The sequence below is a fragment of the Halorubrum pallidum genome, from assembly GCF_055380345.1.
This window is the reverse complement of sequence record NZ_AP043945.1, coordinates 2,085,338-2,097,746: the sequence shown is the minus strand read 5'-3', so window position 1 is coordinate 2,097,746 and position 12,409 is coordinate 2,085,338. Positions and strand designations below refer to the sequence as shown.

Below are 12,409 nucleotides of genomic sequence, written 5' to 3'. Positions count from 1 at the left end.
AGATCATACAGAACAAAGATTACACCGGCACGGACGCAACAGCAAATCGAATGGCTGACTCATTCTGGTATCCCTCCGTCGACGATGTCTGCACCATCCATGATGACATCGTGTCGGAGTATTCTGACACACATACCGGAATCCAGAACTCCGGCGATATCGAGTTCGCTCTGCACTACATCGAAGCGGGTCGCTTTGGGACAGCACCAGATACGGTTCACGAGAAGGTGTACCATCTGCTTCGACTGCTGGTTGCGAATCACCCGTTCGTGGACGCAAACAAGCGTACTGCGCTCAACACGGCGGTCGTGTTCTACTACCTCAACGGATACCGCTTCGAATACGACGACGAGATCAGGTCGATTCTCAAGCAATTCGGTACTGACGAAGCCGCCGTCGATGAAGCTGCAGTCATCGAATACCTTCGCTCACATACCAAGGCGATCGACCTCCCCGGCGCAATCGAGGAATGGCGTGAGGATCTCATCAGGTTCGGGGTGGACGAACTGACCGGTGACTCGTCGGACCCGAACGATTAACGGCGCTCGGGACGACAGGTGAGATATGGCGACCGAGGACAGAGTGGAATCCAGCTCCCCGCTCGACGAAGTGATGGAAGATATCCGACGGGAACTAGTCCGCCGAGTCGCGGCGGGCGATCGAGACGCGAACCGAGACATCTACGACGCGCTCGAAAACGAGTGAGGTCAACGGCTTCAGCTTTCTAGCTGTCGGACGTTGAATAGTCTGTTTCCTCGGTAGCAAGTGCTGACTATACTCTCTGTATTCAGAGCCCGTACTGCTCGCGGACGACGCCGTCGAGCCCGCGATCTTCGAGTAGGTCGAGCGGGGCGAGCATGTCGAGTTGGATGACGCCCGGCAGCCGACCGATCTGGACGCCGCCGGTGAACGTACACCGCGCCCGGATCTCGCCTTCGCTCATCTCCAACAACTGGCCGGCGCGGTCGAAGGCGTTCTGCGTCGCGTCGTTGACGGTCGCCCCCGAACCGACCACCTGAATCGGGGCCATCTCCGACTCCACGTCGACGCCGTGTTGCGCGCCGAGGTCGTCGCCGGCCGCCACCTCCTCGTCGCTGTAGGGCTTGCTGATGAAGGGGAGATCCTCCTCGTTCGGCAGCAGGACGGGGCCGTCGAGTTCCAGTCCCTCGATCACCTCGACGTCGAACGTGACGGTCCCGCTCACGTCCGTGGTGTGCAAGGAGAGTTCGCCGTCGCCCTGATTCGCGTGGAGATCTCCGACGTACACTCCACCGCCGTCGACGTCGACCGGACAGATCAGCGTCGCGCCCGCGCGCACCTCGGGGATGTCCATGTGGCCGTCCGTCCGCTTTTCTAAGTCCGCCTCGGTCTCGACGCCGTAGTCGTGGTCCGCGCCGATCAGGCTCTGGCCGAAGTCGCCCGCGTTGTGCGAGTCCGGCATCGTCACCGACGGCGTCGTGCCGATGTTGCCGATGAACGGTCGGAGGCGACCGAGCGTGCCCGGCATCCCGTCGGGCTCGTACAGCAGGATCGGATGCTGGCGGGCGTTCTCGGGGATGTCCATCACCTCGGCGGCGTCGAGCGCCAGCTCGTGTGCCCCGTCTTTGTCGAGGGTGATCCCGACGGCATTCTCGTGGTCGAACGCGACGGTGTACCCGTACTCGAATCCGAACGAGGAGGCGTTCGCGCCGCACTCGGCACAGCGGATCGCGTCCTCACCGGTGCCCTCGACGACCGAGTCGGGCCACGCCGTCCCGCACTCGGGACAGCGGTGGTCGACGAACGGGTCGTCCTCGAAAGCCCCCTCGCGCTCCGCCATCGATCCCGTGCTCGTCGCCATGCTCGTCACCTCGACGTCGCGGATGTGGATGGCGACGGCGTCGCCGACCGACGCGCCCTCGACCCGGATCGGTCGCGTCACTTCGTGTCCGCCGCGGAACGACGGCGTCACCATCGGCCCCCAACACCCCGGCGGCGTGTACGTCGTGACCGTGCCCCCGTCCGCGACCGTCCCGGCCCACTCCTGATCGGGCCCGACCAGCCCGAGCGTGTACCGATCGACGTACAGCTCCTCTTGAACGCCTTGCTGTGACATACCATGATACTGTACGCAGCTCATCGGAATAACCCTAGCGCTCGCGGAACAGAGCGTGGCTGCGGAACTGGATCGGCGTGGTCGTCTGTTCGTGGCCGAGGGAGCTAGAATTCCACAGAGCTAGTCAGACGTTTCGAATCCTCGGCGGGGACTCACCGATACTCCGAGATGGTTCGATACGGAACGTAGTAGCCGATATCATCAATCCACATCGACAACCACTCGTCAGCTGTCGAATCCTCTATCTGTCCGGCATCGATCGCGGCCAACAGGATACCAACCGATCCGACAACAGTCACGCCTTGGTCTTTCGCAAACGACCGGGCATCACCGTCGTCTGTCAGCAATCGACCGTGGTGTGCGTCCGCCACGGCGAACGCTTGTGCCTCTCCGGGATCGAGATGATCCCTGACGACTGACTCTCGATTTGCGATCGTATCCGAAATCGTCGCGACAGGAATCTCGACCTCGAGTGTATCGAGTGCTCGCTGGAGGTATCGATGGGTCTCAACGCTCCTCTTGAACGACTGGAACTGCGCAGATTCCAGAGAGCCCTGCAACTACCCACAGCTGGTCAATGTACGCGAAATTTGAGAGGACAGTCGTGTTCAGGACGCTTGGGTTGGATGGAGTGTCGCCACCTGTCATTTCGACTGAGACGTCGTATCATCTGACCCTTCAGCATCGAATTCGAGTTCCCTCGCTGCCTCTACCTCGTAGGTTGCGTCGTCTTCGTCAACGAGTCCGAGGCGGAGTTCGACGCCGTGTTCGCGGAGGAGATCGCGCATCGTCCAGCGGTCGACATCAGCGAGTCTCGCGGCATCACCGAGCGTGATCCGTTCGCGTTCGTAGAGGGTGACTGCGGCTGCGATACGCTCGTTTTCGTGGTCATCGAAGTATTCACGGACGAACTCTCGCAATGCATCGCTCTTCCCTCTAAACACCCCAGCCTCGACGGCCCCTTCGATGAGGAGATCGAGGTCGTCTGGATACGAGCCAGTGATTCGTGCCATCGTTTCACCTGAAACTACGTATTCATACTATTTATGAACTTCGGCAAATAGGCACGTACACGAGAGGATCGATCGGCTTCATCCCCACCCTGAGGGGCGAGGCATTCGCCTCGAATTCCCCGAAACTACTGCAGGTGCGAGCGAGAAGAGATGACCCAAACAGTACTCTTCAAAGTCGATCACTGACGGAGATACTGTACTACAAGTACTCACCGAGCAGCGGCTCGACGCGCTTGCGAGTGTCGTCGGGGATCGCCTCGGTCGGCGTGTTGACGGTTCCGTCGAGGGCGGTGTGCGCGGCACAGTCGTGGTCTTCGGGAAGCGTCCGGACCGCCTCCTCGACGGCGGCTTTGATCGCCGTCTGGTTCTTCTCGGCGTTTTCGAGGACCTCCGCGAGCGTCACCTCGCTGTCCTCCTTCCAGACGTCGTAGTCGGTGACGCCCGCGATAGTCGCGTACGCGATCTCCGCCTCGCGTGCGAGCTTCGCCTCCGGGACTGCGGTCATGCCGACCAGATCCCACCCCTGACTCCTGTAGAACTCCGATTCGGCGCGCGTCGAGTACTGCGGCCCCTCGATGCAGACGTAGGTACCGCCCTTCACCACGTCGGTGTCGGAGGGTGTGGTCGATTCCGCGGCCGCGGTCAGGTGATCGACCAGTTCGGGGCTGTACGGGTCCGCGAAGGGCTGGTGGACGACGACGCCGTCGCCGTAAAACGAGAGATCGCGGCGCTTGGTCCGGTCGTAGATCTGGTCGGGGACGACGAGCGTGCCGGGCTCTAGTTCCTCTCTCAGGCTTCCCACCGCGTTCGACGCGAAGACGTGGGTGACGCCGGCCCGCTTCAAGGCGTACATGTTCGCGCGGTACGGCAGGTCCGTGGGGGAGACGCCGTGGTCCGAGCCGTGTCGCGGGAGGAACGCGACCTCGCGACCGGTGTCCGCGAACTCGCCGATCGCGATCGCGTCGCTCGGCTCGCCGTAGGGCGTGTCGTACTCGACCTCGCGCACGTCGGAGAGCGGCAGCGCCTCGTAGATTCCGCTGCCACCGATGAAGCCGATGGTGCTCATGGCGAGAGTGCGGGCGCTCGCTACTTATACAGACTGAACCGGGGTGGCGGGACTGCTCGCGGCGACGACCCGCCGACAGCGCGGCCTACAGCAGCCACCGAACGGCCACGAGTGCGAGCGCGCTCACGACGAGTAAGTGGACCAAGACGGCCCCGACCGCCGCACCACCGACCTCGCGCATCTCCCGCAGCCGGATCGAGAGACCGAGGCCGACGAACGCCAGCGTGAACAGCGCGTCCGAGACGCGGCCGATAGAGTCGAGCGCGGCCGGCGAGAGGACCCCGCTGTTGGCGACCGCGGCGATCACGAGGAAGCCGAGCAGGAACTTCGGGAACTCCGCCCACAGCCGTCGCACGTCGGGGTCCGCGGCCGAGCGCGCCGCGTACGTCAGCGAGTACGCGATCGCGACGAGGCCGAGCAGGGAGTTGCGCGCGAGCTTCGTCACGGTCGCCCACTGCCCCGCCTCCGGCGAGTGCGCGAAGCCGGCGGCCGCCACCGGTCCAGTCGAGAACATGCTCACGCCCGCCCAGACGCCGAACTGACGGCTCGTCAGGTCGAGCCACTCGCCGGCGAGCGGGAACGCGACGAGCGTGACGGCGTCGAAGAGCAGGACGGTCGCGGCCGCGAAGGTGATCGCAGACCCCCGCGCCTCGAGCACGCGACCGATCGCCACGACCGCGGAGACGCCACAGATGCTCGCGCCCGCGGCCAGGAGCGAGGGCGTCGCCCCGTCGAGCCGGAACAGCACCCGGGCGATCGCCTCCGCGAGCAGGAGCCCGCCCGCGACCGCGACGACGACGAGGCCGAGGACGGTCGGGCCCGCCGCGAGGAACTCCTCGATGACGACAGCCGCGCCGAGCAGGACGATCCCGGTCTCTAAAAAGAGTTTGTCGACGCTCACACCTGGCTCGGCCACCGTCGGCGTGCCGACCGTATTACCCACGATCGCACCGACGCCGACGGCGACGACGAGCGGTTGGAGCCCGTCGACCGCGCCGGCGACGACGTTCGCGAGCAGCGCGCCGGCGACGAGCAACGCGAATCCGGGTACGTACGGCCGGGCCGCGGCGACGGCGGAGGTCACGACGTATCGCATCACAGCGAGCCAACCGCGAACTGGATCGCGAGGTGAGCGGCGACGATACCCAACCCGAGCAGTAGCGCCTGCCAGCCGCGATCGAGCGCGGTCCAGCGATTGACGAGCGGTGACTCAGTTCGGTCCGCGGCGGACGGTCCGGCGTCCGATGTCATTGTGTGTCCGTCATCACGGCACTACTTACCGATATCGCTCGCGGCACGAACTCGGGATCGAAACGAGAGAACGAGTGCGTTCGAAGTCAGTCGCTGGCTTCGGCGGCGATAGGGTCGTCGTCGGTGGACGATCCGTCGACCTCGGATCCGGAAGAAGTTGCCTCTTCATTGTCGTCAACTCGAGGGAAGTTCTCGATCGTCGCGTCGCGGAAGGCCGCCTCGTCGAACGCGTACTCTCCGTCGAAGAATTCGAGCACGGTCTCCACGTCGGTCATCGCGGTCTTCAGCGCGGTCGACGCCCCGGGAGAGGGCGTGATGTTGAACAGGATGCCGTCGCCTTCGATCTTCGCTTCGCCCATGTCGAGTTCCTTGGTCTCGGTGTCGACGATCTGCGGGCGCACACCGCCGTACCCCTTCGCGCGCTGGATGTCGTCCGCCTCCACGGTCGGCACGACCTTCTGCACGTGCGGGAGGAACGCGCGCTTGCCGAGTTCGGGGACGTCGTACACGAGGTTCCGCATCACGTAGGGGAACAGGATGCGATCAGAGAGGATGTTGGCGTAGCTCAGGAACGACGAGACGTTGAGCCCGAACACGTCGGCGAAGTCGCTCACGGTCGAGATCTCGCCGCGTTCGAGCGCGGGCACGAGCTTCGCGGTCGGTCCGAACCGGGTGACCCCGTCGTCGTGAACGTCCGCGTCGCCGTGGACCGCGGCGAATGGGAGCTTCTTCATCTGTAACGTGTACACCTTCCCGTTCAGCAGGTCGTCGGCGAGGAAGAAGCTGCCCGCGACCGGGAGCAGCGACATGTCCTCGCCGTAGCCCATCTCCTTCGCGAACTGGAGGCTGTGAGAGCCGGCGGTGACGACGACGGCGCCGGCCGCGAACTCGCCGTCGTCGGTCTCGACGGTGAACCCCTCATCGCCCTCGTCGACGTTCGTCACCTCGGTACCGAGGTGGACGGAGACACCCTCTTCGGTGCGGGCGGCGTCGACGAACGACTGCGCGACCGCGCCGTAGTCGACGACGTACCCGTCGGGCGTCTGGAGCGCCTTGAGTTCGGTCTCGGAGTCGCGCCCCTCGACGACCTTCGGCTCCAGCTCCTCGATCTCATCGCGGCCGATCTCGCGGAGCTTCGGGAAGAGGTCGCCGAACCCCTCCTCACGGTACCGCTGCTCCAGCTTGTCGACCTCCCCGTCGCCGACGCCAAGCACCATCTTGCTCCGCTTGCTGTGCATCTCGCGGTCGGGGTCGGTCCCTTCGAGGTACCCCGCGAGCAGCTCCGCCCCCTCTTTGACCTCCTCGGCCTTCTCGAGGGTGTAGTTCGTCTCGATGTCCCCGAAGTGCAGCGTCTGGGAGTTGTTCGTCCGGTGAGAGTTGACCGCCGCGATCTCCCGCTCCTTTTCGATCAGGGTCACGTCGTCCACGTCGGTGAACTTCGCCACCGTGTACAGAAGCGACGCGCCGCTTATCCCCCCGCCGACGATTAGTAGATCTGTGTTTTCGGACATGCGTGGTGAAAGCTCTCACGTGTCGAGACGGACTCCCCCGTTAACCATTTTACCATCTCTGCGCGGAATCTGGCCGTAGAAGCCCTACAAACGTCGTTTAAGACATACGACGATCGTCGAACTACTATCGCTACGTTTCCTCACGCGTCCCGAGCGATCCGGTACCGCTCGCGGAGTCGCTCGAACAGGTCGCGGCCGGTCTCGGTCCGGATCCGGGGCTCGGACGTCGCGAAGAACTCATCGAGGTCGGCGTACTCGCGGAACGCGTCCGGGTCGCCGGCGGCGGGATCGTATCGGTCATCACGCTCGTAGATCACGGCCTGTAGACAGACGTCGAGGATGTCGCACTCCTTGACGAGGACCGCCTCCGGCGACTCGCGGGCCTCGTAGGCCTCCCACGCGTCGCGGACGCGGTCGGGGAGCGGTCCGGCGAGGTCGGTCATCACCTCGCGCTCTGCGGCCGCTTTGGCAGCCGGTTCCGGTGAATCGGCCGTGGAATCGGCGCGTGTCGCCACGTCGCCCGTCTCCGCCTCGGCGACGTCGTGGACCACCGCGAGCCGGAGGGCGCGGTCGAGGTCGACGCCGGGGAGGTCAGCGCGGAACCGGTCGCCGAGCGCCACCACGAGGTAGGCGACGCCCCACGTGTGAGCGGCGACCGACTCGGGGTCTTCCACGCCGCGGAGCTGCCACCCCGTGCGACGCTCGTCTTTGAGCGCGTAGGCGTCACAGAGCGCGTCGAGCGCGGGATCGAGGTCCGGATCGTCGTCCGTGGACATCGAGATGTGCGGACGGCTACTCGACGAGCGTCAGCGCGTCGCCGTCGGTCCGGGCGGCCACGTCCCGGCGGACCATCTCGTCGACAACCTCTTCGAGGCGGTCGGGTTGAGCGACCTCCATCTCGATGCGCCCGATGCCGTGGTACTCCTCCAGGTAGTGACGAATCGCTTCTCGGTCGAAGACGGTCTGGTCGGCGCGCTCCATCGCGCCCTCAGTGAGGTCGATCATGTCCTCGACGAAGTTCCACGGGTAGACGACCCACGTCCACTGTTCGAGCCGTTCGCCGACGAAGTCGGGCTGGAACTCGGAGGTCCCCAGAAGCTGGAGCGTGGCGGTGCGCACGTCGCCCGCGTCGCGGTCTTCGACGTACTCCTCCGCCCGGCGGATCGACCCGCCCGTGTCCGCGATGTCGTCGATGATCAGGACGTTCTTCCCCTCGACGGAGCCCTCAGGCATCGGGTAGCGGATCTGCGGCTCGTCGGTCTTCTCCGCGGCCCCGACGTAGTGTTCCATCTTGAGGCTCGTCAGGTCGTCGAGCCCGAGGAAATCGCAGATACACCGCCCCGCGAACCAGCCGCCGCGCGCCAACGCGACGACGACGTCCGGATCGAAGTCCGCGCGCTTCACCGCGTTCGAGACGTTGCGGCAGAGCCCGTAGATGTACTCCCAGTTGGTGAGGGTGCAGTCGAAGTCGTCCGGGAGGTCGCTCATACGGCCGTTCGTCCCACCCGCGCGCTGATAAGGGTTTAGCAACGCTCCCAGAGCGGTCCCGACACGATTTAGGTGACCCGCTCACAACGGGTCGGTAATGAGTACGCAGGCCGCAACGGCGGAGCGGACGGTCGTGATCGGGCTGGAGGTCCACGTCCAGCTCGAGACCGACACGAAGATCTTCTGCGGCTGCTCGACGGAGCCCGGAGACGACGAGAAGCCGAACACGCGCACCTGTCCGACCTGCCTCGGTCTCCCGGGCGCGCTGCCGGTCCTCAACGAGGGCGCCGTCGAGGCCGCGGTGAAGATCGGCAAGGCGATAGACGCCGACATCCCCGAGACGACGACGTTCCACCGGAAGAACTACTACTACCCCGATCTGCCGAAGAACTTCCAGCTCACCCAGTACGACGCCCCGATCTGCCAGTCCGGCGAGTTGGAGGTGCGCGTCGACGACGAGACGCGCGCCATCGGGATCACTCGCGCCCATCTGGAGGAGGACCCCGGCAGCATCCAGCACGCCGGCGGTTCCATCGAGAACGCCACCCACACGCTGGTGAACTACAACCGCGCGGGCACGCCGCTCATGGAGATCGTCACCGAGCCCGACTTCCGGTCGCCCGCCGAGACGCGGGCGTTCCTCGCGAAGCTGGAGGAAGTGCTGGAGTATCTGGGCGTCTTCGACCCCACCCGCGACGGGAGCCTCCGCGTCGACGCCAACGTCTCCTTAGTTCCCGAGGGCGACGTCGCCGCCGACGGAACCATCACCGAGGAGGCGCTCGCCGAGGCCAACCGCGCCGAGGTGAAGAACATCTCCAGTCACAAGGGCGCAGAGCAGGCGCTCGCATACGAGGTCACTCGCCAGGAGAACGTGCTTCGCCGCGGCCGCGAGATCGAACAGGAGACCCGTCACTGGGACGAGGCGCGCGGCGTCACCGTCTCGATGCGCTCGAAGGAGGCGGAGAAGGACTACCGCTACTTCCGGGAGGCCGACCTCCCCGCGCTTGCGGTGTCGGACTGGAAAGACCGGATTCCGATCCCGGAGCTTCCCGACGCCCGCCGCGAGCGCTTCCGCGAGGAGTACGGCCTCGACCGCGAGGCGGCCTCGAAACTCACCTCCACGAAGGAGGTCGCGGACTTCTTCGAGGACGTCGCGACCGAGTTCGACCCCGAACTCGCGGCGACGTGGGTCGCCGACAACCTGCTCGGCGAACTCAACTACCGCGAGATGGCGATCACGGACGTAGAGGGACGGCTCGACGAGTTCACGCGGCTGATCGAGCTGGTCGCCGCGGAGGAGCTAACGGTGAAAAACGCCGAGGAGGTCGTCCTCCGTCAGATGCTCGACGAGGGCGACGACCCCGACACCGTCATCGACCGCGAGGGGCTCGGAAAGGCCGAGAGCGACGAGGTCGAGCGCGCGGTCGAGACCGCCATCGACGAGAACCCCGACGCCGTCGCCGACTACCACGAGGGCGACGAGGGGGCGATCAACTTCCTCGTCGGCCAGGTGATGCAGTCGACCGGCGGCAGCGCCGACCCCGGACAGGTGAACGGGCTGCTCCGCGAGGAGTTGGACGGGTAACCGTCGTGTTCAGCAGCGCCGAGGCGCGCGGCCGATGAATGTACGCGTACAGGTAGTCGGCGGAGAGGCCGACGAGTTCGACCTCTCAGACGACGCCACCTACGACGACTTGATCCGCGCCGCCGGCTACCATCCCCAAGAGGCGTCCGCGCTCGTCGACGGCTCGCCCGTCCCCGGCGACCGAGTCGTCGACGCCGACGAGGTCAAACTCCTCCGGCTGATCAAGGGCGGCTCGACGGCTCCGGGCGTGTGAGCGACAGTGCCGCGACGAGATCCGCCAGACGGTTTCACTGTGGAACCCGCCACCCCTGACGACCGGCTCGATATCCTCCGCGTGCTCGACGCCGCGATGTTGGAGACCGATGCCGAGACCGTCGCCGCCGCGATCGACGCCGGCGCTGCGCTGGTGGCGCGCTTCGATCGAACGGACGCGGTCGTCGGCGCGCTGGTCGCGGTGCGACCAGATTCTGACCGACTCCACGTTGACGCCGTCGCAGTCCGCCGACCGCGTCGCGGGCGCGGAATAGGAACCGCGCTCGTCGCGACCGCAGTTCGGCAGGCTGATCGAGATCCGGTGATCGACGTCGTCACCGCCGAGTTCGACGCCGACCTGGCGGAGTTCTACCGCGGCCTCGGGTTCGATGTCGTCTCCGTGGGAGACGGCGAGGAGGCCGGTCGGCTGCGTGGCAGTCGGCGAGTCGGCGATGGCTCTCGTAACTGATCGGTCCCCGCCCCGTCGCCGCTCACGCGCGGACGACGAGGACGGACAGATCGGAGAAGGCGGTGTCGTCGGGGGCGTCCCCGCCGGCCCCGTCAGCGAGGGTGCCGAGGTCGGTGTGCGTGATCTGTTCGTCGGGGTGGGTCAGCCGCTCGCAGACGATCGCCTTCAGAGCCCGGTCGGCGCCGCCGTCGACGAGGTCGGCCGCGACGTCCTCGGGCATCCAGTCGTACGGCCGTGGGATCACGATCAGGTGGCGGTCGCCGACGGCCCGCCGGAGACGCGCGAGGGCGGGCGAGAGGTCGCCCCTGACGTGGAGCGTCTCGAAGACCGAGTCTTCGAGCGGGGTGCGGGCGCGGCTCGCGGCCATCTGCACCGAGGAGATCCCGGGGACGACGCGGACCGGCGCGTCGACCGCGGCCTCCACCTTCCCGAGGAACTGGTAGCCGGAGTGGTTCGGGTCGCCCATGAGCACGGCGACGCCGCGCGCGCCGTCGGCGACGCGGGCGGCGAACCGGCCGAGCGCCTCGGGCTCGTCCCGGTACCCGCAGGTGATCAGCTCCGCGTCGGTCTCGTCGGCGACGAAGTCGACCACGGTCTCGAAGCCGACGACGACGTCCGCGTTCCGGAGCAACCGCCCCGCGCGCCGCGTCAGGAACTCGGTGTTGCCGGGACCGATCCCGACGGCGTGGACCTGCGGATCGGTCTCGGGATCGCCTCGAGACGGCTCGGGCGCCGCGCTCGACGCCTCGGCCGGCGCGTCGGGGAGATCGGGGACGGCGGGGTCGTCACCGGTCACGGCCCTGCTTCCCCTTCGTCTCGCGGCTCCGCGTCCTCGCCGCTCGACCGTTTGGAGGCCTCTACGGAGGCCTCCCCCTCGCCGTCTCGCGGCTCCGCGTCCTCGCCGCTCGACCGTTTGGAGGCCTCTACGGAGGCCTCCCCCTCGCGGGCGTCGCTGGCGACGTGGACGAGTTCGTTCGTCAGCCCGGCCGCGAGGCCGCTGCCGCCGCGACGACCCACGTTTGTCACGGCGGGCACGCCGTGTGCGGCGCAGACTTCGCGGAGTCGCTCGCGCGAGTCCGCGGCCTTCACGAAGCCGACCGGGGTGGCGACGACGACCGCCGGCCGCGTGCCGTCTTCGATGCAGTCCGCGAGCGCGAGCGCGGCGGTCGGCGCGTTTCCGACGACGGCGATAGCCCCGTCGTAGACACCCTCGCGGTCGAGTTCGAGCACTGCCGCCGCGGTCCGGGTCATCCCGGTCTCGGCGGCCAGCTCCGCGCCGTTCCCGATCGCCTTGCGCACCGGACAGTCGTGGCCGCGGCCGGTGATCCCGGCTTTCACCATCGTGATGTCCGTCACGATCGGCCGCTCGTCGAGCACCGCTCTCGCGCCCGCGCGCACCGGCTCGCTCCTGTCCGCGCCGGTGAAGCGGACGAGGTGCTGGAACTCCGGGTCGCCGGTCGCGTGGACCGACTTCGCGCGCAGGCGGTCCGCGAGCGTCTCCTGTGGAACCAGCTCGTGGACGCGGTCCATGCTGGTCTCGGCGATGTCCATCGCCGCCTCCGTCGTCGCCCCGAGGTCGGCGTACGCCTCGCGGTCGCCGGAGTCGTCGTCCGGTTCGGGTGTCGTTGCCGTCGCGTCTGGTGTCTCTGGTGTGTCGCTCATGATGAGATGATGGTGGT

At 66.6% G+C, this 12,409-nt stretch carries 15 protein-coding genes and 1 pseudogene; 5 read left to right on the top strand and 11 right to left on the bottom strand.

All coding sequences use genetic code 11. The features are described 5' to 3' along the window. Positions 1-50: 50 nt before the first annotated feature. Together ACZ45C_RS12350 and ACZ45C_RS12345 are read left to right on the top strand one after the other, a co-directional pair. Positions 51-539, top strand: coding sequence for a type II toxin-antitoxin system death-on-curing family toxin (locus tag ACZ45C_RS12350; RefSeq protein ID WP_460562323.1), 489 nt, complete (start codon positions 51-53; stop codon positions 537-539). Between the two features lie 25 nt (positions 540-564). Beyond that, a complete protein-coding gene (locus ACZ45C_RS12345) occupies positions 565-705 on the top strand; it encodes a hypothetical protein (protein ID WP_256403617.1) in 141 nt (46 codons plus the stop codon). Positions 706-787: 82 nt separating this feature from the next. Here the strand turns inward: ACZ45C_RS12345 and ACZ45C_RS12340 are convergent, their stop codons facing one another. The 9 genes and pseudogenes from ACZ45C_RS12340 to ACZ45C_RS12300 form a co-directional block, all read right to left on the bottom strand. Then, positions 788-2,095 carry an acetamidase/formamidase family protein gene (locus tag ACZ45C_RS12340; protein WP_460562325.1) on the bottom strand — a complete coding sequence of 436 codons (1,308 nt, stop codon included), beginning with the start codon at positions 2,093-2,095 and terminating at the stop codon, positions 788-790. A gap of 152 nt (positions 2,096-2,247) precedes the next feature. Further along, positions 2,248-2,743, bottom strand: a pseudogene (locus tag ACZ45C_RS12335) (PIN domain-containing protein). Continuing rightward, positions 2,740-3,108, bottom strand: coding sequence for a UPF0175 family protein (locus ACZ45C_RS12330; protein ID WP_460562326.1), 369 nt, complete (start codon positions 3,106-3,108; stop codon positions 2,740-2,742). The pseudogene ACZ45C_RS12335 and the gene ACZ45C_RS12330 overlap by 4 nt, the downstream one beginning before the upstream one ends. A gap of 199 nt (positions 3,109-3,307) precedes the next feature. Then, complete coding sequence (gene mtnP, locus ACZ45C_RS12325; RefSeq protein WP_460562327.1) at positions 3,308-4,174, bottom strand: S-methyl-5'-thioadenosine phosphorylase; 867 nt, start codon at positions 4,172-4,174, stop codon at positions 3,308-3,310. A gap of 85 nt (positions 4,175-4,259) precedes the next feature. Then, positions 4,260-5,270: a YeiH family protein gene (locus ACZ45C_RS12320; protein ID WP_460562328.1), complete on the bottom strand. Its 1,011-nt coding sequence runs from the start codon at positions 5,268-5,270 to the stop codon at positions 4,260-4,262. Further along, positions 5,270-5,425, bottom strand: coding sequence for a hypothetical protein (locus tag ACZ45C_RS12315; RefSeq protein ID WP_460562329.1), 156 nt, complete (start codon positions 5,423-5,425; stop codon positions 5,270-5,272). The genes ACZ45C_RS12320 and ACZ45C_RS12315 overlap by 1 nt, the downstream gene beginning before the upstream one ends. An 86-nt stretch (positions 5,426-5,511) precedes the next feature. Further along, positions 5,512-6,936 carry an FAD-dependent oxidoreductase gene (locus ACZ45C_RS12310; protein WP_460562330.1) on the bottom strand — a complete coding sequence of 475 codons (1,425 nt, stop codon included), beginning with the start codon at positions 6,934-6,936 and terminating at the stop codon, positions 5,512-5,514. A gap of 140 nt (positions 6,937-7,076) precedes the next feature. After that, entirely contained in the window at positions 7,077-7,712 is a 636-nt protein-coding gene (locus ACZ45C_RS12305) for an HD domain-containing protein (protein ID WP_460562331.1), read from the bottom strand. Positions 7,713-7,728: 16 nt separating this feature from the next. Continuing rightward, positions 7,729-8,424: a phosphoribosyltransferase gene (locus tag ACZ45C_RS12300; protein WP_460562333.1), complete on the bottom strand. Its 696-nt coding sequence runs from the start codon at positions 8,422-8,424 to the stop codon at positions 7,729-7,731. 97 nt (positions 8,425-8,521) lie between these two features. Between ACZ45C_RS12300 and gatB the strand changes: the two genes are divergently transcribed. The 3 genes from gatB to ACZ45C_RS12285 are packed head-to-tail and all read left to right on the top strand — an operon-like array spanning position 8,522 to position 10,730. Beyond that, positions 8,522-10,009 (top strand): Asp-tRNA(Asn)/Glu-tRNA(Gln) amidotransferase subunit GatB, encoded by a 1,488-nt coding sequence (gene gatB, locus ACZ45C_RS12295; protein ID WP_460562335.1) that lies wholly within the window; start codon positions 8,522-8,524, stop codon positions 10,007-10,009. Between the two features lie 34 nt (positions 10,010-10,043). Next, a complete protein-coding gene (samp2, locus tag ACZ45C_RS12290; RefSeq protein WP_460562337.1) occupies positions 10,044-10,262 on the top strand; it encodes a ubiquitin-like small modifier protein SAMP2 in 219 nt (72 codons plus the stop codon). Positions 10,263-10,268: 6 nt separating this feature from the next. After that, positions 10,269-10,730, top strand: coding sequence for a GNAT family N-acetyltransferase (locus ACZ45C_RS12285; protein WP_460562339.1), 462 nt, complete (start codon positions 10,269-10,271; stop codon positions 10,728-10,730). 22 nt (positions 10,731-10,752) lie between these two features. Here ACZ45C_RS12285 and ACZ45C_RS12280 read toward each other — a convergent pair whose 3' ends face one another. Next, positions 10,753-11,526, bottom strand: coding sequence for a cobalt-precorrin-7 (C(5))-methyltransferase (locus tag ACZ45C_RS12280; protein WP_460562341.1), 774 nt, complete (start codon positions 11,524-11,526; stop codon positions 10,753-10,755). Further along, positions 11,523-12,392 (bottom strand): precorrin-8X methylmutase, encoded by an 870-nt coding sequence (locus ACZ45C_RS12275; RefSeq protein WP_460562343.1) that lies wholly within the window; start codon positions 12,390-12,392, stop codon positions 11,523-11,525. Before ACZ45C_RS12275 ends, ACZ45C_RS12280 begins: the two co-directional genes overlap by 4 nt. Positions 12,393-12,409 lie beyond the last annotated feature (17 nt).

Excerpts from the sequence above, each read along its gene's own strand:
- ACZ45C_RS12340 (WP_460562325.1), bottom strand. The coding sequence starts at position 2,095 with ATGTCACAGCAAGGCGTTCAAGAGGAGCTGTACGTCGATCGGTACACG.
- ACZ45C_RS12315 (WP_460562329.1), bottom strand. The coding sequence starts at position 5,425 with ATGACATCGGACGCCGGACCGTCCGCCGCGGACCGAACTGAGTCACCG.
- ACZ45C_RS12345 (WP_256403617.1), top strand. The coding sequence starts at position 565 with ATGGCGACCGAGGACAGAGTGGAATCCAGCTCCCCGCTCGACGAAGTG.
- mtnP (WP_460562327.1), bottom strand. The coding sequence starts at position 4,174 with ATGAGCACCATCGGCTTCATCGGTGGCAGCGGAATCTACGAGGCGCTG.
- ACZ45C_RS12275 (WP_460562343.1), bottom strand. The coding sequence starts at position 12,392 with ATGAGCGACACACCAGAGACACCAGACGCGACGGCAACGACACCCGAA.
- ACZ45C_RS12330 (WP_460562326.1), bottom strand. The coding sequence starts at position 3,108 with ATGGCACGAATCACTGGCTCGTATCCAGACGACCTCGATCTCCTCATC.
- ACZ45C_RS12305 (WP_460562331.1), bottom strand. The coding sequence starts at position 7,712 with ATGTCCACGGACGACGATCCGGACCTCGATCCCGCGCTCGACGCGCTC.
- samp2 (WP_460562337.1), top strand. The coding sequence starts at position 10,044 with ATGAATGTACGCGTACAGGTAGTCGGCGGAGAGGCCGACGAGTTCGAC.
- ACZ45C_RS12320 (WP_460562328.1), bottom strand. The coding sequence starts at position 5,270 with ATGCGATACGTCGTGACCTCCGCCGTCGCCGCGGCCCGGCCGTACGTA.
- ACZ45C_RS12310 (WP_460562330.1), bottom strand. The coding sequence starts at position 6,936 with ATGTCCGAAAACACAGATCTACTAATCGTCGGCGGGGGGATAAGCGGC.
- ACZ45C_RS12350 (WP_460562323.1), top strand. The coding sequence starts at position 51 with ATGGCTGACTCATTCTGGTATCCCTCCGTCGACGATGTCTGCACCATC.
- ACZ45C_RS12300 (WP_460562333.1), bottom strand. The coding sequence starts at position 8,424 with ATGAGCGACCTCCCGGACGACTTCGACTGCACCCTCACCAACTGGGAG.
- gatB (WP_460562335.1), top strand. The coding sequence starts at position 8,522 with ATGAGTACGCAGGCCGCAACGGCGGAGCGGACGGTCGTGATCGGGCTG.